The organism is Microbacterium sp. A93, from assembly GCF_051842835.1.
Genome location: NZ_JBPXMT010000013.1, coordinates 56,854 through 76,030 on the forward strand (window position 1 = coordinate 56,854; position 19,177 = coordinate 76,030).

Below are 19,177 nucleotides of genomic sequence, written 5' to 3' on the forward strand. Positions count from 1 at the left end.
TTTTGCCACGTTGCAAATTGCAATAGGATCATTTTTGCCACGTTGCATACGAGTTGTCAAATGACTCTGACAGGATGGGACCGAACCGTGACCGAGAAAGGATCCGGATGAGCGCGAGCCTCAACGACGTAGCCAAGCTGGCTGGCGTCTCGCCGCGCACGGTCTCGAACGTCGTAAATGACTTCGTGCACGTGCGCGACACCACAAGGCAGCGCGTGCTCGCCGCGATCGAAGAAGTCGGCTACCGCCCGAACATCTCTGCGCGGCGGTTGCGGCAGGGGCGCACTCGCATTCTTGGCTTCGCCGTTCCTGAGCTCTCCCAGCCCTACTTCGCAGAACTCAGCGAGCTCGTCGAGATCGCAGCTCAGAAGCGCGGCTACACCGTGATCGCCGCCCAGACCGGCGGCATCCGCGAGAACGAGGTGCGCGTGCTGCGTGATCTCGGCTCGCACATCGTCGATGGACTGGTCTTCTCGCCGATGACGATGGAGAAGGAGGAGCTGTATCTCACTCCCCCGAACGTGCCGACTGTGCTGATCGGCGAGCAGATCTCGAGCTCCCGCTACACGAACATCGCGATCGACAACGTGTCGGCGACCGCTGACATCACGCGCCACCTGCTCGAACGTGGACACCGTCGCATCGCCACTCTGGGGGCTTACCACTCCGACGTTTACCGCAGCTCGCGGCTGCGACTGAGCGGCTACCGCCAGGCGCTCGAGGATGCCGGAATCCCGTTCGACCCTGCGCTTGTGCTTTATACCGACCGCTTCGGCAGGCAGGCAGGCCTCGAGGGCATCACCCAGGCGTGGAAAGACGGCACCCGCTTCGATGCACTCGTGTGCTTCACCGATCTGCTCGCGTTCGGTGCGATCCGCGCCTTCGCAGACCTCGGTGTGCGCGTGCCGGAGGATGTCGCAATCGCCTCGATCGACGATGTCCAGGAGGCGGAGTTCTCGGTACCGTCGCTGACGACGATCGCGCCGAACAAGCAGGCGATCGCCGACCAGGCCGTGGATTCACTGCTCGCGCTGCTCGACGATGACACTCGCGAGCCGACGAACATCGACATCGGATATGAGCTGATCGTGCGGGAGAGTTCGGGGCGGGACTGACCTCCTTCCCACCTGTCGGATGCCGGTCTTCCCACCTGTCGGATGCCGGTCTTCCCACCTGTCGGATGCCGGTGACATGATGGATCCATGCCGGAGATGCCGGAAGTTCAGGGGCTGGTCGCGTTCCTCGGCGAGCGCGCGGTCGGCCGCACGATCACACGCACGAGCGTCGGTGCCATCGCGGCGCTGAAGACCTACGATCCGCCGAACACCGCGCTGCACGGGGCAACGATCACGACATCCGCTCGTCTCGGCAAATTCATCGTTCTCTCCTGCGGCGAGGACCTTCATCTTGTGTTCCATCTCGCGAAGGCGGGTTGGCTGCGCTGGTACGAGATGCTACCGACGACGCTGATCAAGCCGGGCAAGTCACCGATCGCCCTCCGCATCGCGCTCAATGACGACAGCGGATTCGATCTCACCGAGGCGGGGACGAAGAAGTCGCTCGCCGTGTATGTGGTGCGTGACCCTCAGGATGTGCCCGGCATCGCTCGGCTGGGCCCTGATCCGCTGGAAGAGTCGTTCGACCGGACCGCCTTCGCTGCACTGTTGGATGGGCGCCGCACGCAGATCAAGGGCCTCCTGCGCGACCAGTCCGTGATCGCCGGCATCGGCAACGCCTACTCCGATGAAATTCTGCACGCCGCCAAGATGTCACCGTATGCGATCGCCGCAGCGCTGGGCGATGACGAGATCGATCGGCTGTTCACTGCGATGCGTTTGACGCTGACGGATGCTGTGGCCGAGGCATCCGGAAAGCCACCAGCCGACCTCAAGGATGCCAAGCGGCGTGGGATGCAGGTGCACGCTCGCCGCGGCGAGGCGTGCCCGGTCTGCGGCGACACCGTGCGCAGCGTGTTCTTCGCGGACAGGTCATTGGAGTATTGCCCGACGTGCCAGACCGGCGGAAAACCACTCGCCGATCGGCGGTTGTCGCGGCTGCTGAAGTGACCGGCATCCGGAAAACAGAGACCGTCCGGCGTGTCGGCGGCGCGCCACAGTCGGACACTCCGTCGACACGCCGACTCGTCTCCGTTTTCCGATCGAACCGACATGGAATGAAATGCGCGCGACCGCGTTGAGTACACTGAGCATCAACGTGCTCCGGGGTCGGTGTGAATCCGAACCGGCGGTGACAGTCCGCGAGTGCCTCGGTTTTCCGAAGTGCTGATCCGGTGAAATTCCGGGACCGACGGTGATGCGAGAGAAATCTCGCTAGTCCGGAAGGGAGGCAGCACGATGCGCGAAAAGCGCGCCGTCTGTCATCCCCGGAGTTGAAAAACTAAGGACGACGGATGGCAGTGCACGAGACGGAACGCCGCGCGATGACGCGTGCGCTCGAACTCGCCGCGGGTGGCCCCAGAGGCATCAATCCGCAGGTCGGCGCCGTCATCCTCTCCCCCACGGGCGAGATCCTCGCCGAAGGCTGGCATCACGGCGCAGGCACCCCGCATGCCGAGGTCGATGCCTTATCGAAGCTTGCTGAAGGCGCCGCGCGCGGCGCGACCGCTGTCGTCACCCTCGAGCCGTGCAACCACACCGGCCGCACAGGTCCCTGCGCTCTCGCGCTCATCGATGCCGGAATCTCGCGCGTCATCTACTCGCTCGATGATCCGGGCGTCGTCTCTGGCGGTGGAGCCGAGCGACTTCGGAATGCCGGGGTCGAAGTCGAATCAGGTGAGCAGTCTGACACCGCACGCGCAGTGATCGCCGATTGGCTGACCGCACATCGTTTGGGCCGCCCGCACATCACCGTAAAGTGGGCGCAGAGCCTCGACGGGCGCGCCGCCGCAAACGATGGCACCAGCCAGTGGATCACCGGTCCCCTGGCGCGCGCCGATGTCCACCGCCGCCGAGCAGCAGCGGACGCGATCGTCGTCGGCACCGGAACCGTGCTCGCCGATGACCCAGCACTGACGGCACGCGACGGCGACGCCCTGTACGAACACCAGCCGATCCCGGTGATCATCGGCTCCCGCACGACGCCGGCGGATGCCGCGGTGCGCCGTCACCCGCATGAGCCGCTCTTCTACGACAAACGTGACCTCCACGCGGTGGTCGCGGATCTTCAGAGCCGCGGCATCCAGCGCGTCTTCATCGAGGGTGGCCCGACGCTCGCCAGCGCGTTCCTCGCGGCCGGACTCGCCGACAGCGTGCTCGCGTACATCGCACCGGTGCTGCTGGGTGGCGACCGCCTCGCACTCACCGATATCGGGGTTCCCACGATCGACGGCGCACTTCGGCTCACCGTCGAAGAATGGGTACCGCTCGGCCCTGATCTGCTCGCCGTCGCCCGCATGAGCGAGAACGACCCACACGTGAATGAACCAGACCTGAACGAAGGAGTCCGCTGATGTTCACCGGAATCATCGAGGAGATCGGCGAGATCACCGCCATCGCGCCGTCAGGTGACGGCTGGCGCCTCACCGTTCGCGCGCCGAAAGCCGCGCACGACGCGGTGCACGGCGAGTCGATCGCCGTCTCTGGCGTGTGCCTCACCGTTGTCGGCTCGACGACAGACACTTTCGACGCCGATGTCATGAAGCAGACGCTCGATGTGTCGGCTCTCGCCACGGCATCCATCGGCACGAAGATCAACATCGAGAAGGCCATGCCGGTAGGTGCACGGCTCGGCGGACACATCGTGCAGGGCCACGTCGACGGCACAGGTGTCGTGATCGACGTTCGACCAGGCGCCGAGTGGAGCGTGCTGCGCGTCTCGCTGCCCGCAGATCTCGCACCCCTGGTCGTCGACAAGGGATCGATCTCGGTCGATGGTACCTCGCTCACGGTCAGTGCGGTGAGTGCTGCCACAGCCGATGAGGCATGGTTCGAGATCTCGCTCATCCCAGAGACGCTTGCCGCAACTACCCTCGGATCCCGCACCGTCGGCGACCACGTAAATCTTGAAACTGACATCGTCGCCCGTCACGTTGAGCGCCTGCTCGCGTTCCGGGCTGTCTCGGAAGGAGGCTCGCGATGAGCCTTTCCACCATCGAAGAAGCTCTCGAATCGCTGCGTGCGGGCCGTCCGGTCCTCGTCGCCGACGATGAGAACCGAGAGAACGAGGGCGACGTCATCCTCTCGGCCGAACTCGCCACCCCGGAATGGGTTGCCTGGACCGTGCGCTGGTCATCCGGCTTCATCTGCGCACCGATGCCAGCCGACCTGGCCGACACGCTGAATCTGCCACCGATGGTGGAGACGAACGAAGATGCCCGCTCGACGGCGTACACCGTGAGCGTGGATGCCGCAGAAGGCGTCACGACCGGCATCAGCGCCCACGACCGCGCACACACGCTGAACGTGCTCGCGAACCCTTCCTCGACTGCGACGAGCCTCATCCGTCCCGGCCATGTGCTGCCTCTGCGCGCCGTCGACGGCGGCGTGCGCGAACGCAGCGGACACACCGAGGCCGCCGTGGACCTGATGCGCCTTGCGGGCCTGCAGCCGGTCGGCGCGATCGCCGAGGTCGTCGCCGAAGACGGAAGCATGATGCGCATGCCTGGCCTCATCGAACTGGGCGAGCGTGACAATGTGCCGGTCATCACGATCGAACAGCTGATCGCGCATCTCAACCAGATCGACCCATTGGATGCGCCGGTGACCTCGTCACGAGAGGGCCGCCGTCGTGTGAGTCTGCGAGCGGATGCCACGGTGCCGACCTCGCACGGTACCTTCCGGTTCCTCGCTTACAAGGACCGCGTCACCGGAACCGATCACATCGCCGTCGTCTCAGGCGAGCTGGACGACACGGCTCTCGTGCGCGTGCACTCGGAGTGCCTGACCGGTGAAGCCTTCGGATCGCTCAAGTGCGAGTGCGGCCCGCAGCTGGACGCCGCGCTCAAGGCGATCGAGAAGAACGGCGGCGTCGTGATCTACATGCGCGGCCACGAGGGTCGAGGCATCGGGCTCATCAATAAGCTGCGCGCATACAGCCTCCAGGAAGAGGGGCTCGACACGGTCGATGCGAACCTCGCCCTCGGCTTGCCGGCAGATGCTCGCGAGTACGCGGCTGCCGCCGGCATCCTCAGTGATCTGGGCATCGCGAAGATCCGTCTGCTCACCAACAACACCGACAAGGTGAACCAGCTGCGCGAACTCGGCCTCGATGTCGTCGAGCAGGTGCCCCTGATCGTCGGCGTTGGACCCAACAACCACCAGTACCTCGAGACCAAGCGCGACCGCATGGGGCACATCATCGGCGAAGCCGAGCTGGCCGCGGCGCTCGCCCTCGGAAAGGACAACGCATGAGCGGCGCAGGAGCACCCACAGCGGCGGAGCAGATCGACGCGACGGGACTGAATGTCGTCATCATCGCCGGCACCTGGCACGACGTCATCACTGACGGTTTGATCGCCGGGGCCGAGCGGGTTCTCAACGCCGCACACGCAACGCATCGGCTCGTACGCGTGCCGGGGTCGTTCGAGCTGGCGATCGCCGCCCAGGCCGCGTTTGCCGGCGGTGCGGATGCCGTGGTCGCGCTCGGTGTCATCATCCGCGGGGGCACCCCACACTTCGAGTACGTGTCAGCAGCGACGACCGACGGGCTCACCCGTGTGGCGCTGGATGCCGGCAAGCCGGTCGGCTTCGGCGTGCTCACCCTCGACGATGAGCAGCAGGGTCTGGATCGCGCAGGCATCGAAGGGTCCAAGGAAGACAAGGGCGCCGAAGCTGCGGATGCCGCGCTGCGCACGGCCCTGGTCATCAAGACTCTTCGCGGCTGAACCGGCCCGACAGCCCCGCACACCTGCAGGGCGATCGAACGGATGTATGGCGAAACGCCGGCGTGTCGCCGTGCATCCGTGCATCGGACCTGCAGGCGTGCCGTGGATGTTGGCAGGTGAGTCTCCCCTTGCTGGAGAATATCCGCGGCCAGGCCTATTGTGAGGGCATGGAGACCCTGCGCCACGTCGTCGTTTTCGTCCACCTCATCGGCTTCGCCACGCTCTTCGGGGCCTGGGCTGTGCAGGCATTCGGCGGGAAGCGTGAGTTCACGCGGCTCATGAGTATCGGCTTGAGCATCGCGGCAGTCGCCGGTCTGATCCTTGCTGCGCCGTGGGGCATCGAAGGCGAAATGAACTACGCCAAGATCGGCGTCAAGCTCGTCGTGCTGCTGATCATCGGCGCACTGCTCGGCATCGGCACATCAAAGCAGAAGAAGACCGGTAGCGTCGCACCTGCACTGTTCTGGCTCGTTGGCATCCTCACGCTCGTCAACGCGGGCATCGCTGTTCTCTGGTAACAGTCGCGCATCGCTCGTGACGACAGGCCGCGGCCGCTCACAGCCATCGCTGTATCTTTCCTATAATCGACCCGTTGCCGTAACGCGCGCCCATCACAGAGGCTGAGGCGCTGCAACTCACGAGAAGCTCCGCCGACGCGTCGGAACGGAACCGATCCGCGGCTTAACCATCCACGCCTCACGTTCGGAGAATCTCATGCGCTATCTGCTTCGCACCGCCGTCGTCCTTTCTGCTTCCGCCCTCGTCCTCGCTGGCTGCGCTGCCAGTGACGGCGGTGAGGCCGGTGAATCCGGTGGTGACGCCGGTACGCTGACGGGATCCGGCAGCGGCGACAGCTGTGTTATCGACACGGCCATCCCCGTCGGCGCGGCCCTCAGCCTGACTGGCGGTGCGGCCAGCTACGGCGAGTCACAGCAGAAGGGCCTCGAGCTCGCGGTCGAGGAACTCAACGCCGAAGAGGGCGTCAGCTACGCCCTCACCATCGAAGACGATGGCACCGACCCGCGTCAGGCCATCAGCGTCTTCGAGGGCTTCGCCGGGAACGGCACCAGCATCGTCATCGGACCGACCCTGTCCAACACCGCGTTCCAGGCACAGCCCGTTGCTCAGGAGGCCGGCCTTCCGGTACTTGCTATCTCGAACACCGCTGCAGGCATCACCGCCCAGGGCGACTTCGTCTTCCGCGACTCGCTCACCGAGGGCCAGGTCATCCCGCAGACGATCGAGGCTGCCACCGAAAAGCTCGGCCTGGAAAAGGTCGTCGTGATGTACAGCAACGACGACGCATTCACCGAGTCCGGCTACGACGTCATGGTGTCCTCTCTCGAAGATCAGGGCGTCGAGATCCTCGACACTCTGACCTTCTCGGTCAGCGACACCGACTTCCGCAGCCTGCTGACGGCCGCGAAGGAGCTCAAGCCCGACGCGATCGTCGTCTCGGCTCTCATCGAAGCCGCCATCCCGCTGGTCACCCAGGCCCGCGAGCTCGGCATCGACCAGCCGATCATCGGTGGCAACGGCTTCAACAACCCCCAGCTGATGGCGGATGGCGGCGACGCTGCGGAAGGCGTCATCGTCGGCGCTGCCTGGAACTCGGCATCTGACAGCCCCGAGAACACCGACTTCATGGCGGCATTCGAGGAGAAGTACGGCTCGGCGCCCGACCAGTTCGCGGCCCAGGCCTACACAGGTCTGAAGGTCATCGACCACGCGGTCCGCATCAACTGCTCCGGTGAGCGCACCGATGTCCAGGACGGCCTCACCCAGGTGAAGGACCTCGCGACCCCGCTGGGCTCGCTGACCATCAACGCTGACCGCGACGCCGAGCACCCTGCGGTCGTACAGATCGTCAAGGATGGCGCTTTCGCGGTCATGAACTGACCGACTCCCTAGCCCTGAGGTAGCACCATGCAGCAACTGCTCAACGGCCTGTTCCTCGGTTCGATCTATGCACTGTTCGCCATCGGATTCACTCTGGTGTTCGGCATTCTGGATCGGCTGAACCTGGCACACCCATCTGCGTTCGCCGCTTCGGCGTTCGTCGGGATCTGGCTCACAGATGCCTTCGACCTCCCGATCGGCGTCGTACTGATCCTTGTGTTCCTCTTCGGCGGGATCCTGGGTCTGCTTATCGAGCGCGTGGCCTTCCGGCCACTCAGAGATCGGCCGGACGCGCACTTCGCCGGCTTGATCTCGTCGATCGCGCTGGGCGGCATGGTGATTGCGCTACTTCAGGCCTTCTTCGGCCCCAACACGCGGCGCTTCCCCGCAGGCACCGTGTCGGACGACTCCGTTGAGATCGGCGGCGTGACCGCAAGCTACCTGCAGCTTGCGATCCTCGCCGTCTCGCTCGGTCTGATGATCGCGCTCACGATTCTGGTGAAGCGGTCGTCGCTGGGCCGCTCGATGCGGGCGGTGGCGGAGAACCCCACCGCCGCCCGCGTGCTCGGCGTGAACGTTGACCGGGTGACATCGATGACCTTCGCGATCTCGACCGCGCTCGGCGCGGTCGCCGGTGTGCTGTTCGCGCTGAACGTCAACAGCGCACAACTCGGGATGGGAACGGCGATCGAGCTCAAGGGCCTCGCTGTCATCGTCGTCGGCGGCATGGGATCCTTGCCCGGCGCACTGGTCGGTGGACTGATACTCGGAATCGCCGAGGTCTTCACGATCCAGTACGTCGGATCGAGCTGGCGAGACCTGATCGCATTCGCGCTGCTGTTCCTGATCCTGCTGGTCAGGCCACAGGGGCTGTTCGGCAAGCGGAAAGTGCGTGAAGTCTGATGTTCTTCACCGAGTCGACGCTCGTCTTCATCGCGATGAACGGTGTCTTTGCGTTCTCGTTCTACGCGGTGCTCATCGCCGGGCAGCTCAGCCTTGCCCAGGCCGGATTCGCGGGTCTGTCAGCGTTCGTCGCTGCCAGCATCGCCCCTGCGCCCACCCAGTGGGGTCCGATCCCGACGCTGCTTTTCTCGATGTTCGTCGGCATGGTCGTCGGCGCCCTGGCCGCGCTCATCCTGGGCCTGCCGACGATGAAGCTACGAGGGGTGTTCCTCGCGATCGCCACGCTCGGATTCGCCGAGGCGATGCGCATCTTCATCCTGAACGCCGAGTGGACCGGCGGCGCGCAGGGCATGTCGGTACCCAAGATCATGACGCCATTGATCGCCTGGATCGTGCTGATCATCGTTTCCTACTGGTTCTGGCGCCAGACCCGCTCCCGTTACGGTCGTGCGCTGGAGGCGATCCGTGAAGACGAGCTCGCCGCCCGCTCGATCGGCATCAACGTCGGTGGCCACCGCCTGACGGCATTCGTCTCCGCTGGTGTGCTGGCCGGACTTTACGGCGTCATGTGGGCGTACTACATGCGCCTCATCGCACCGGAGGACTTCGCCTTCGATACCGCGATCGATGGCCTGGTCACTGCGGTGGTCGGTGGTACCGCGAACTTCTTCGGCCCCATCCTCGGCAGCGGCTTCCAGACGCTGCTTCCCGAGATCCAGCGCATGATCGGAATTGAGGCGGGCTGGATCCGTCCGTTCCTGTCTGGTCTGCTGCTGCTCATCGTCATCCTGTACCTGCCGGGTGGCATCGCGAGCCTGATCCCGCGCCGCAAGCAACGCATCGACATCAGCGCACTCGATATCGACGCACCGGCGACCGGCCGCAGCCACCCCGTGGCGGGCGAGATCATCGCCGAGCTGAAGGGCCTGTCGAAGGAGTACGGCGGGGTGCATGCCGTCCGCGGCGTCGATCTCACCGTGCGCAGTGGCGAGGTCGTCGGCCTGATCGGCCCTAATGGGGCGGGCAAGACCACTCTGGTCAACATGATCAGCGGCCTGATTCCGCCGTCCGCGGGCACGGCGACCGTGCTCGGCGTGCAGATCGGCAAGACGCCGGTGCACAAGTTCGCCGCGGCCGGTGTGACGCGCACCTTCCAGCATTCCAAGCTGTTCAATCGCCTGACCGCACTCGAGAACGTTCTCATCGGCGCGCACCTGGTCGCCAAGCCGACGTTCCTGCGTCGCTTGCTCTGGCTTCCATCTGCACGTCGTGACGAGCGTCTGGCACTCGAGCACGCCGCACGGTGCCTGCGCCGGGTGGGACTGCTCGAGAAGGCCGATGTCACAGCGAAAGCCCTGTCGTACGGCGATCAGCGCCGTCTGGAGATCGCCCGCGCTCTTGCCGCTGACCCCTCGCTGCTGATTCTTGACGAGCCCGCCGCCGGTATGAACCATGTCGAGGCGGAGGGCCTGTCGACGCTCATCCGCTCGCTCGCCGAAGACGGTCTGACGATCATCTTCATCGAGCACAACGTCGGCATGGTGCTCGGCACCTGCGATCACATCATCGTGCTGAACTTCGGTGAGGTGCTGGCAGACGGGTCGCCCGAGCAGATCGCCGCGGACGAGCGCGTGATCGAGGCCTATCTCGGCTCTGCTGAAAGCACCGAGGATGCCGAGACGGATGCCTCCGCGGAGGCGGACGCCACCCGCGAAGCCCCGAGCACCGACGGAGGTCGATGACCATGGCTGAATCACTGCTCAGCGTGAAGGACCTTGTCGTCTCGTACGGGCGCGTCGAGGCCGTACGCGGCGTCTCCTTCGACGTCGCACCCGGCTCGCTCGTGACGCTCGTCGGCGCCAACGGCGCCGGGAAGTCGTCGATCATCAATGCGATCTCCGGTCTGGTGCGCCCCACATCGGGGACCATCACTTACGACGGCGATGACATCACGCGCACGCGCTCGCACAAACTGGTTCCTCGCGGCCTGGTGCAGGTGCCGGAGGGCCGCCAGGTTCTGGCAACTATGACCATCGCGGAGAACCTGCAGATGGGCGCCCGTTTTGTGGGCCGTGGTGCAGGCTCTGCGATTGATGAGATGTACCAGCGGTTCCCGGTGCTCGGCGAACGCCGTGCTCTGGCGGCCGGCTCCCTCTCCGGTGGAGAGCAGCAGATGCTCGCGATCGCCAGAGCGATGCTCGCGCAGCCCCGCCTGGTCTTGATGGACGAGCCATCTATGGGGCTGGCACCCAAGATTGTGAATGAGGTGTTCAAGGTGATCTCCGAGATCCGCGCCACCGGTGCCACCGTGCTGCTGGTCGAACAGAACGCCCGGCGGGCGCTGCAGGCCGCAGACGAGGGACACATCTTGCAAAATGGTGCAGTGGTGCGCTCCGGCGCGGCATCCGATCTGCTGGCAGATGACGACATCATCCAGGCCTACCTCGGCACTGGCGGCACGACGAAGTGAGCGCGAATCGCCGGCGCATCCGTCGTCGCATTCCCACGTGGGGCGCGATCGCACCTCTGCTCGGATTTCGTCGTCCGGTGCTCGATCCTGTCGAAAGAAGACTGCGGTCGGCGCTGACGGTAAAGGACCTCGCCCACGTCGCGAGGCAGCGCACTCCGCGTTCGGTGTTCGACTATGTGCACGGTGCGGCAGAAGACGAGCTGAGCGTGCGACGTGCACGGTCGGCCTTCGCGTCGGTCGAGTTCTCTCCGCGGGTGCTGCGCGATGTCGGCGCTGTCGACACCTCCACCACCATCCTCGGTCGGCCGGCATCGTTCCCTCTGATCTTGGCGCCCACAGGCTTCACCCGGATGATGCACCACGAGGGCGAGATCGCCGTCTCTCGTGCGGCTGCGCGCGCAGGCATCCCGTACAGCCTGTCGACGATGGGGACCACCTCGCCGCGGGCACTGCAGCAGGAGGCCCCTGGTGACAACTGGTTCCAGCTCTATCTGTGGAAGGACCGCGACGGCACGCTGAAGCTGATCGAGGAGGCGCGGGCATCCGGCTTCAACACCCTCGTGCTCACGGTCGACACCCCCGTCGCCGGCAACCGGCTGCGAGATTCCCGAAACGGACTGACCATCCCGCCGTCGCTGAACCTGAAGACGATGTGGGACTTCGCGCTGCATCCGAACTGGTGGATCAATGTACTCACCACCGATCCGATCGAGTTCGCGAGCCTGCGATCGTTCGACGGCACCGTCGCAGAGCTGGTCGCGAAGATGTTCGACCCCACACTGAGCTTCGCCGATCTCGCCTGGTTGCGTGAGCAGTGGGAGGGAAAGCTCGTCGTCAAGGGCATCCAGTCCGTCGAGGATGCCCGTCAGGTGGTGGATGCCGGCGCCGACGCGCTCGTCGTCTCCAACCACGGCGGGCGGCAACTCGATCGTGCTCCCACTCCCCTGCGACTGCTGCCTGAGGTGGCTGCTGCCGTCGACGGCAAGGCGCAGGTTTTCCTCGACACCGGCATCCTGTCCGGCGCAGATGTACTCGCCGCGCTCGGTCTCGGCGCGGATGCCTGCATGGTCGGGCGTGCCTACCTGTACGGGCTGATGGCGGGCGGCGAGCGTGGCGTCGATCGGATGCTGGAGATCATGCGCGCGGAAGCCGTGCGCACGATGCAGCTGACCGGTGTGTCGACCGTGTCGGAGCTGCGTGGGCGCGTGCGCCTGACCTGAGCTCAGCGATAGTCGGCGGTGACCGCGCGGGCAGCACCATCCAGCGTGATGCGCCCGCCGTACGGAACGATCCACTGCGGACGAGTGTGCCCGAACGGCACTCCGACACAGACCACGGCATCCGGGTTGTAACGCGCGACCGTGGAGGTGACGACATCACGTTGCGCGTCGCGCAGCGCCTGCGCCTCATCCGCCGAAGGGTGGAACTCGAAGTCGCTGACCGGCGGACGTGCGAAGATCACACCGGCAGCCGCCGAGAGGATGCCACGCTCCCCCAACCCGCGCAGCCAACGGGCCACCCAGCTGGCAGGCGGACGCTCCTCGCTCGTCTCCAGAATCAGGATCGATCCTTCGAGTTCGGATGCCGCAGGCAGGCGATCCGCGAACGCCAAGCCATCGATCACCTCCAGGCATCCGCCCCAGGTTCGCCCTTCGACATGTGCCGCAGGCCCTGACCACGTCCATGGCCCGGTAGGCATACGGGCGCCGTACTCGGTGAGTGCGCGCGGGTCGTCCCAACGCTGGCCGACGTCTTCTGATTCGCCGGGGTCCGTCAGCTCGAGTGAACCGCCCTCGAGAAGCGCAGCGCGCAGCGAGCGCAGATGGATCTCATCAACTGCGGGGCCAGGCCCCAGGTGCACAGCAGTCGATCCGCCGTAGTAGCCCGGGATACCCAGCCGCCACAGCCAGTTCAGGATGTTCGTGTTGTCGCTGTACCCGAGGAACGGCTTCGGGTCGGCCTGCGCAAGCGCAGCGTCGAGATGCGGGACGACGAGAATCTGATCGTCACCCCCGATTGTCGCCAGGATTGCCCGGATCGTGGGATCAGCGAAGGCGGCATTGACGTCTGCCGCACGCGCTTCCGGGCTCGCGCCGAGCTGGCGAGTGGTCGGATACTCCACCGGGATCAACCCGGTGAATTCACTGAGCCGGCGCATCGCTTGCTCATGCAGCTCAGGCGCAACGGCGGGGGCAGCGAATGCGGGCGAAAGGATGGCGACGCGGTCACCGGGAAAGAGCTTTGACGGCATCGATCCATTCTGCCGGACGACGTCGGTCAGTCGCGGGCTCCACTCACGGAGTGATCACGTCGCAGTAGCGTTGGGCCGTTCTCGCGAGGTTCCGATCGAGCGTCAGCAGGGGGATGCCGAGCGCTTCGGCTAATGCGACGTACCCAGCATCGTAGGCCGAGATGTCATGGCGCAGCGCCCATATCCGAGAAAGTAGGTGCGTCAGTGGATGGCGCTCCACATCGAGTGAGGCGAAGACATCGATGCTCTCGCGGGCGAAGCTCGCCGACAGTTCATTGCGCAGAACTTTGCGCCGCAGCATTGCCATCACTTCGATGTCGAGACCTGCATGTGTGTGGAGTGAATCCGGCACCGGCCAGGTTCCACGTCCGAGACTCGCATCGATCGCCGCCGAAGCGTCCAGCACTACCGCTGTCACCATTCAGAGACGTCCTCGTCATGCTCTGTGCGAGCCTCGTCACGGGCGGCGAGAATCTGTTCGGCCGTGAGCGCCTCCCCGCTCGCTGCCGCACGCGCCCGTGATGCAGCGATGATCTCTGCGTTGCTCCGATAGCGAACGAGCTCGGTGAGCTGTCTGGCGACGTAGTCCGACAAACTCATGCGCTCAGCTGACGCGCGCTGTTTGAGCCGCGCGTGCACCTCGTCGGGAAGATTCCTCACCTGAAGCATGCGAGACATAATGCCATCATCGCATGCTGATCACATGCGCGAGTGACTAATTCTGTGGATAACCCGCATCTGCGTCAACACTGCTTGACGAATGATCGACGTCAACATAGATTGACTTCATGAGTACACACACCGCGCTCACCGCCGACCCGGAGGGTGAACCCCTCGCCGAGCTTCATCGCCTCACTGAGCTTCGCCGCAAAATCTCCCGCGCCGAGGAAGCACAGGTGCGTCGCGCCCGCAACGCGGGCTACTCGTGGCAGGCAGTCGCCAGCGCCCTCGGCGTGAGCAAACAGGCGGCTCATCGCCGGTTCGGCCGGAGCTAGCGACCCGCCCACACCTTCACCCGTTGGCGGCCTTCAACCGGGAGCGGTACGCGGCTACTTTCACTCGGCTTCCGCACGTCTTCATGGAGCACCATTCGCGGCGCTGCCCTCGCGAGCGATCAATGTAGACCTGAGTACATTCAGGGCGAGCGCACTCTCGAAGCAACCCTGCTTCTGATCCGCCGACCAGTTCAATCGCACCTCGAGCGATCTCGGACAGCGCGGCCGCGCTGGTGCCTTCCTTGGAACGACCATCCTGATGAAGAACACGCAGCAGGGGCGGGTGCGCGGCGTACGTGTTCACGGTGGTCATGTCGTCTTCGGGCAGATCGTGTCGTTCGAGCCGTGCCAGAACGAGCGCATAGATCGCTTCTCGCAGTTCGATCGCAGCTGCCAGATCCTCTGCCGTGGGACTCGTGCCGTCGGGCGCCAGCGTCGACTCGACGAACCATGCGTCGAGACCAGCGGGCGTACCCAGCTTTTCCGCCGGTGACTCATTGCGGCGCGCTTGCCAGGTTCCGACGAAGTCGAGGGCCGGGTCGCCGCAGGGGAAGGAATGAATCATGTCACCACTCTAGACGGTGACATCTTTTTCAACAAACTTTCGTTACCCCCTTGACAGGTAACGTAGCCTCTGTCATTGTCGTTACTACCTAAACAGGTAACACTAATCAAACGGAGGAAATCATGGAACTCAAGCTTGAAATCGTCGTACTGCCCGTCGCTGATGTCGATCGCTCGAAGGCGTTCTACGAAGGACTCGGGTTCAGGCTCGACGCAGACTTCGCCACCGACCGCGGCCTGCGGGTCGTACAGGTAACTCCCCCCGCTTCAGAGGCGTCGATCATCTTCGGAGACAACCTCACAACTGCCGAGCCTGGGTCGGCCCGGGGGCTTCATCTGATCACCTCGGACATCGCCGAAGCGCGGCGCGAGCTGCTGGCAGCAGGGGCGCCGATCAGCGATCTCTGGCACGACGAGGACGGCATCTTCCACTGGGCCGATGGTGCGCACCGCGTGTCTGGTGTGAGCACAGCCGGTGACAGCTACGCGACCTTCGCGTCATTCAATGACCCCGACGGCAATGAGTGGATCCTGCAGCAGATCGTCACTCGCGCTCCTGGCCGCTGAGTCGAGCAGGCGCGAACTGAGAGCGAGATGATGATGAACATCGACCACGAGGCACGCCGACTCCTGTTTCTGGGCCTCTTGACGGGCGCCGCGGCAGCACACGGAGTGTATGAAGCAGAAGTGCTCGGCGGCGTGCACCACGAGGAGTGGGCTCACTGGTACGCCCAGCACATGGCGGATGCCCTCGCCGCCGCCAGCTACACGATCGCGCGGGTGTCGTGATGCGCCGCGACGACGATGCGTCGCCAGGAGCAGACGCGGGCATTGCCAGCAGTGATCAGGATCTCACCGACATCGACCGGGCTGCCATTGCCCGGTACCTGGTGACGCTGCGCGACTCAGACGGAACGCTGGACATGCGTCTTATCGACGCATTCGAACGTCTCACTCCCCGCCAAGTGGATGTCCTCGCCGCGTCAGTCATCGACGAGGCCGCGCCGGCGAAGAAGGGTCCGGCTGCGATTCCCGCGCCGGACCTCGGCACCGCACACCCCACCGTCGCACCAGAAGCGGGTCGGAGCGGATGGATGAAGCGACTTTTCGGGGAACTCTCCAAGGACATGCCTCCCGTCGTCATCTTGGCTGGGACAGCGCTGGCGATCGTGGCACTTGTCGCCAGCATCGCGTTCTTGCCCACCGCTTTCTCAGGCGACAGCTCGAACGGAATGGAGGTGCGCCCCGCCGTGGAGTACGTGGATCCCTACGCCTTCGACTACGAAGGATACTGACCACCACTGACGGTCTCCTCAGAGCCCTCCTGAGACTGGGGTCTGACAGGACCTCCCTAACCACTCTGGACCGACTTAAAGTTGCCACATGGACAAATCGACCAGCATGACGACGATCGGGATCATCGGCGCCGGCGAAGTCGGGTCCCAGCTCGCCCGCGCAGCCATCGCAAGCGGATATACAGTCGTCATCGCCAACTCCCGCGGACCGGAGACCCTGGCCGATCTCATCGCAGAGTTGGGGCCGTCCGCTCGCGCAGCAACAGCTTCGGATGCCGCCGCGGTAAGCGATTTTGCCATCATCGCCGTGCCACTCACGCTCGTCAACGACATGCCTGTGGACGAGCTCGCCGGCAAGATTGTGCTCGACACCAACAACTACATGCCTTGGCGTGACGGGCACTTCGCCGTTGTGGATTCTGGCGAGAAGACTGTGCACGAGCTACGCCAGGCGCACCTGCCGGCGTCGAAGATCGCCAAGGCGTTCACCCATATTCAAGCTCCCACACTGCTCCGCTTCGCCCGCCCCGCAGGTTCGCCCGATCGACTGGCATTGTCGGTCTCCAGCGATGACCCCGACGCCGTTTTGCTCGTGACAGGACTCTACGACCAGTTCGGATACGACACGGTCGACAACAGCCCCCTGCGTGAATCCTGGCGATCGGGCCCAGGCACCCCCGTGTGGCACCACTCGCTTCGGGGAGGACAGAGCCGCGACGCCCTCGCCCGCAACCTCCTGTCAGCAACGCAGCACTAAGCGAACGAGAGTGGGACTTCGCTCGTCGCGGAACCTGTCAGGAACAACGCGAGACAGCAAGTACGGTCGTAGTACTCCCCTCTCTCAGATCGAGGTCTCGTATGTCCCGCACGGCGACCAGCCGCCGACGCGGACGCGGCGCACCGCAGGTTGGTCCGCGCGCCACGTTCCGTCAGCTTCTTCCGTTCCTCTTCGAACACAAACGCACGCTGATCGTCGTAGCGATCCTCAGTGTCATTGGCGCAGCGACCTCGCTCGTGCAGCCGCTGCTGGTCGGACAGCTGATCGTGTCGGTGGAAGCCAACAGATCTCTGGGAATCCTGGTGTGGCTGCTCGTCGGCTTCGTGATCGTGTCATCCGTGATCTCCGGCTACCAGCACTATCTGCTGCAGCGCACGGGCACCGCGGTGGTGTACTCCAGCCGCCGGCAGCTCATCGCCCGCATCCTGCACCTGCCGATTCGTGAATTCGACGCCCGACGCACCGGCGATCTCGTGTCACGTGTGGGCACCGATACGACGCTGCTCTACGCCGTACTCACGCAGGGACTCGCGGATGCGGTCGGCAGCGGCGTCTTGTTCCTCGGCGCGCTGATCGCGATGCTCATCATCGACCCGGTCCTGTTGCTCATCATCGTCGCGGTCGTCGGGGTGTCATTGGGCGTCGTCGTGCTCCTGAGCGGACGCATCCGCTCCGCTTCCAGCGCACAACAGGTCAAGGTCGGAGAACTGGCGTCCGCAGTGGAACGAGCCGTCGGATCGATCCGCACCGTGCGCGCCTCCGGTGCCACCGAGCGCGAGACCGCTTCCGTGTCGAAACTCGCCGGTGAGGCATACGGAATCGGTGTCCAGATCGCGAAGGTCTCGGCCCTCGTGGTGCCGATCTCCGGCGTCGCCCTGCAACTGTCGTTGCTGGCAGTGCTGGGCGTGGGCGGATTCCGTGTCGCCGCCGGCGCCATCACCGTGGCATCCCTGATCACCTTCGTCATGTTCCTCTTCATGATGCTCATGCCGCTGGCGACCACATTCGGTGCCATCACTTCGGTCAATCAGGCGCTGGGCGCGCTCGGCCGCATTCAGGAGGTGCTGGATCTTCCCACCGAAGACCAGGAGGATGCCGCGATCGCCGCGTCGCTCACTGTCCCTGAGCCGGTCGATTCGTCGGGCGCCGCCCTCACCTTCCACGATGTTCGCTTCCGCTACCCCGACGTGGTCATCGCCGCGCGTGAGGCAGCCGAGACGGAGGCACACACCGTCCTCGTAGACGCGCATCTCGAGCGCAAGGTCAGCGAAACGGATGCTGAGAAGCCCACCGACCGCGACGTTCTGCGCGGCGTCTCCTTCGAGGTCCCCCGAGGGTCCCGCATCGCGTTGGTCGGCCCCAGCGGTGCAGGAAAGAGCACGATCCTGTCGCTGATCGAGCGGTTCTACGATCCGACCGGCGGGTCCATTCGCCTCGACGGTCACGACATCCGCACCTACCCGCGCGTCGAGCTACGCGCCCACTTCGGCTACGTCGAACAGGATGCCCCCACGCTCGCTGGTACGCTCGCCGATAATCTGCGTCTTGCTTCCCCCGATGCCACCGACGAGGACTGCGCACGGGTGCTGCGCGCAGTGAACCTCGGCGATGTCCTCGAGCGAGGCACGCTGGGTCTCGAGACGCCAGTCGGCGAAGATGGCGTGATGCTCTCGGGCGGCGAACGTCAGCGTCTCGCGATCGCTCGGGCTCTGCTCACCGAGGCACCGATCCTGCTGTTGGATGAATCGACGTCTTCACTCGACGGGGTGAACGAGCAGCGCATGCGCGAGGCCATCGACGCGGTCGCCACCGACCGCACGCTCATCGTGATCGCGCACCGGCTGTCCACAGTCGTCGACAGCGACCTGATCATCGTGTTGCAAGACGGTGAAGTTGTCGGCCAGGGCACGCACTCCGAGCTCATCGAAACCACGCCGCTGTACCGCGACTTGGCGCGGCACCAGCTGCTCGCGTAGCATCCGGGGCCCTGCCCGAAACCGGCGCCCGATCTGCGGGCGCTGTCCCGATCTGCTGACTGATTCCCCCGAAACGTCAGCAGACCGGGACAGGCCCAGCCATATGGGGCACGCGGGCGCCCGAAAATACGCGCCGACAGGATGGCGGGACCACTCAGCCATGGGTATGTCCTTGCCATCCCGCCGTCGCGGGTCTTGGTGAGC

22 protein-coding genes and 1 riboswitch are annotated in these 19,177 nt (G+C 64.9%); of the genes, 18 read left to right on the forward strand and 4 right to left on the reverse strand.

Annotated elements, in window-relative coordinates:
- The first annotated feature begins 107 nt into the window (after positions 1–107).
- From ACSU1G_RS27770 to ACSU1G_RS27825, 12 genes are all read left to right on the forward strand, one after another.
- Positions 108–1,115, forward strand: coding sequence for a LacI family DNA-binding transcriptional regulator (locus ACSU1G_RS27770; RefSeq protein WP_439283734.1), 1,008 nt, complete (start codon positions 108–110; stop codon positions 1,113–1,115).
- Positions 1,116–1,202: 87 nt separating this feature from the next.
- The gene (locus ACSU1G_RS27775; protein WP_439283736.1) at positions 1,203–2,066 is read left to right on the forward strand and encodes an Fpg/Nei family DNA glycosylase; all 864 of its coding nucleotides are present in this window, start codon (positions 1,203–1,205) and stop codon (positions 2,064–2,066) included.
- A gap of 145 nt (positions 2,067–2,211) precedes the next feature.
- Positions 2,212–2,356, forward strand: a riboswitch (FMN riboswitch).
- 54 nt (positions 2,357–2,410) lie between these two features.
- Complete coding sequence (gene ribD, locus ACSU1G_RS27780; protein WP_439283738.1) at positions 2,411–3,469, forward strand: bifunctional diaminohydroxyphosphoribosylaminopyrimidine deaminase/5-amino-6-(5-phosphoribosylamino)uracil reductase RibD; 1,059 nt, start codon at positions 2,411–2,413, stop codon at positions 3,467–3,469.
- Positions 3,469–4,098 (forward strand): riboflavin synthase, encoded by a 630-nt coding sequence (locus ACSU1G_RS27785; RefSeq protein ID WP_439283740.1) that lies wholly within the window; start codon positions 3,469–3,471, stop codon positions 4,096–4,098. The genes ribD and ACSU1G_RS27785 overlap by 1 nt, the downstream gene beginning before the upstream one ends.
- Positions 4,095–5,369: a GTP cyclohydrolase II gene (gene ribA, locus ACSU1G_RS27790; RefSeq protein ID WP_439283742.1), complete on the forward strand. Its 1,275-nt coding sequence runs from the start codon at positions 4,095–4,097 to the stop codon at positions 5,367–5,369. Before ACSU1G_RS27785 ends, ribA begins: the two co-directional genes overlap by 4 nt.
- Complete coding sequence (ribH, locus tag ACSU1G_RS27795; RefSeq protein WP_439283744.1) at positions 5,366–5,842, forward strand: 6,7-dimethyl-8-ribityllumazine synthase; 477 nt, start codon at positions 5,366–5,368, stop codon at positions 5,840–5,842. The genes ribA and ribH overlap by 4 nt, the downstream gene beginning before the upstream one ends.
- 167 nt (positions 5,843–6,009) lie before the next feature.
- The gene (locus ACSU1G_RS27800) at positions 6,010–6,360 is read left to right on the forward strand and encodes a Fe-S protein (protein WP_439284009.1); all 351 of its coding nucleotides are present in this window, start codon (positions 6,010–6,012) and stop codon (positions 6,358–6,360) included.
- 196 nt (positions 6,361–6,556) lie between these two features.
- The gene (locus ACSU1G_RS27805; RefSeq protein WP_439283746.1) at positions 6,557–7,741 is read left to right on the forward strand and encodes an ABC transporter substrate-binding protein; all 1,185 of its coding nucleotides are present in this window, start codon (positions 6,557–6,559) and stop codon (positions 7,739–7,741) included.
- 27 nt (positions 7,742–7,768) lie between these two features.
- Positions 7,769–8,644, forward strand: coding sequence for a branched-chain amino acid ABC transporter permease (locus tag ACSU1G_RS27810; RefSeq protein WP_439283748.1), 876 nt, complete (start codon positions 7,769–7,771; stop codon positions 8,642–8,644).
- Positions 8,644–10,386: a branched-chain amino acid ABC transporter ATP-binding protein/permease gene (locus tag ACSU1G_RS27815; protein WP_439283750.1), complete on the forward strand. Its 1,743-nt coding sequence runs from the start codon at positions 8,644–8,646 to the stop codon at positions 10,384–10,386. Before ACSU1G_RS27810 ends, ACSU1G_RS27815 begins: the two co-directional genes overlap by 1 nt.
- Before the next feature lie 2 nt (positions 10,387–10,388).
- Positions 10,389–11,114: an ABC transporter ATP-binding protein gene (locus ACSU1G_RS27820; protein WP_439283752.1), complete on the forward strand. Its 726-nt coding sequence runs from the start codon at positions 10,389–10,391 to the stop codon at positions 11,112–11,114.
- A complete protein-coding gene (locus ACSU1G_RS27825) occupies positions 11,111–12,334 on the forward strand; it encodes an alpha-hydroxy acid oxidase (protein ID WP_439283753.1) in 1,224 nt (407 codons plus the stop codon). The genes ACSU1G_RS27820 and ACSU1G_RS27825 overlap by 4 nt, the downstream gene beginning before the upstream one ends.
- 2 nt (positions 12,335–12,336) lie before the next feature.
- Here ACSU1G_RS27825 and ACSU1G_RS27830 read toward each other — a convergent pair whose 3' ends face one another.
- Genes ACSU1G_RS27830 through ACSU1G_RS27840 form a run of 3 tightly spaced genes read right to left on the reverse strand, consistent with a single transcriptional unit; the run spans position 12,337 to position 14,043 of the window.
- Positions 12,337–13,365: a S66 family peptidase gene (locus ACSU1G_RS27830; RefSeq protein WP_439283755.1), complete on the reverse strand. Its 1,029-nt coding sequence runs from the start codon at positions 13,363–13,365 to the stop codon at positions 12,337–12,339.
- A 43-nt stretch (positions 13,366–13,408) separates the two neighbouring features.
- Positions 13,409–13,786, reverse strand: a complete 378-nt coding sequence (locus tag ACSU1G_RS27835) for a type II toxin-antitoxin system VapC family toxin (protein ID WP_439283757.1) — start codon at positions 13,784–13,786, stop codon at positions 13,409–13,411.
- Complete coding sequence (locus ACSU1G_RS27840; RefSeq protein WP_439283759.1) at positions 13,780–14,043, reverse strand: FitA-like ribbon-helix-helix domain-containing protein; 264 nt, start codon at positions 14,041–14,043, stop codon at positions 13,780–13,782. The genes ACSU1G_RS27835 and ACSU1G_RS27840 overlap by 7 nt, the downstream gene beginning before the upstream one ends.
- Before the next feature lie 110 nt (positions 14,044–14,153).
- Between ACSU1G_RS27840 and ACSU1G_RS27845 the strand changes: the two genes are divergently transcribed.
- Positions 14,154–14,360, forward strand: a complete 207-nt coding sequence (locus ACSU1G_RS27845) for an AsnC family protein (protein WP_439283761.1) — start codon at positions 14,154–14,156, stop codon at positions 14,358–14,360.
- Between the two features lie 16 nt (positions 14,361–14,376).
- Here ACSU1G_RS27845 and ACSU1G_RS27850 read toward each other — a convergent pair whose 3' ends face one another.
- On the reverse strand, positions 14,377–14,925 hold the full coding sequence (locus ACSU1G_RS27850; RefSeq protein WP_439283763.1) for a CGNR zinc finger domain-containing protein: 549 nt from the start codon (positions 14,923–14,925) through the stop codon (positions 14,377–14,379).
- Between the two features lie 122 nt (positions 14,926–15,047).
- Here ACSU1G_RS27850 and ACSU1G_RS27855 point away from each other — a divergent pair, with 122 nt between their 5' ends.
- The 5 genes from ACSU1G_RS27855 to ACSU1G_RS27875 all read left to right on the forward strand — a co-directional run bounded on the left by ACSU1G_RS27855 (position 15,048) and on the right by ACSU1G_RS27875 (position 18,973).
- A complete protein-coding gene (locus ACSU1G_RS27855; RefSeq protein WP_439283765.1) occupies positions 15,048–15,491 on the forward strand; it encodes a VOC family protein in 444 nt (147 codons plus the stop codon).
- Positions 15,492–15,518: 27 nt separating this feature from the next.
- Entirely contained in the window at positions 15,519–15,713 is a 195-nt protein-coding gene (locus ACSU1G_RS27860; RefSeq protein WP_439283767.1) for a hypothetical protein, read from the forward strand.
- Positions 15,713–16,219, forward strand: a complete 507-nt coding sequence (locus ACSU1G_RS27865; RefSeq protein ID WP_439283769.1) for a hypothetical protein — start codon at positions 15,713–15,715, stop codon at positions 16,217–16,219. Before ACSU1G_RS27860 ends, ACSU1G_RS27865 begins: the two co-directional genes overlap by 1 nt.
- Before the next feature lie 88 nt (positions 16,220–16,307).
- Positions 16,308–16,976 carry an NADPH-dependent F420 reductase gene (locus tag ACSU1G_RS27870; RefSeq protein ID WP_439283771.1) on the forward strand — a complete coding sequence of 223 codons (669 nt, stop codon included), beginning with the start codon at positions 16,308–16,310 and terminating at the stop codon, positions 16,974–16,976.
- Positions 16,977–17,077: 101 nt separating this feature from the next.
- Positions 17,078–18,973, forward strand: coding sequence for an ABC transporter ATP-binding protein (locus tag ACSU1G_RS27875; RefSeq protein WP_439283773.1), 1,896 nt, complete (start codon positions 17,078–17,080; stop codon positions 18,971–18,973).
- The last annotated feature ends 204 nt before the right edge of the window (positions 18,974–19,177 follow it).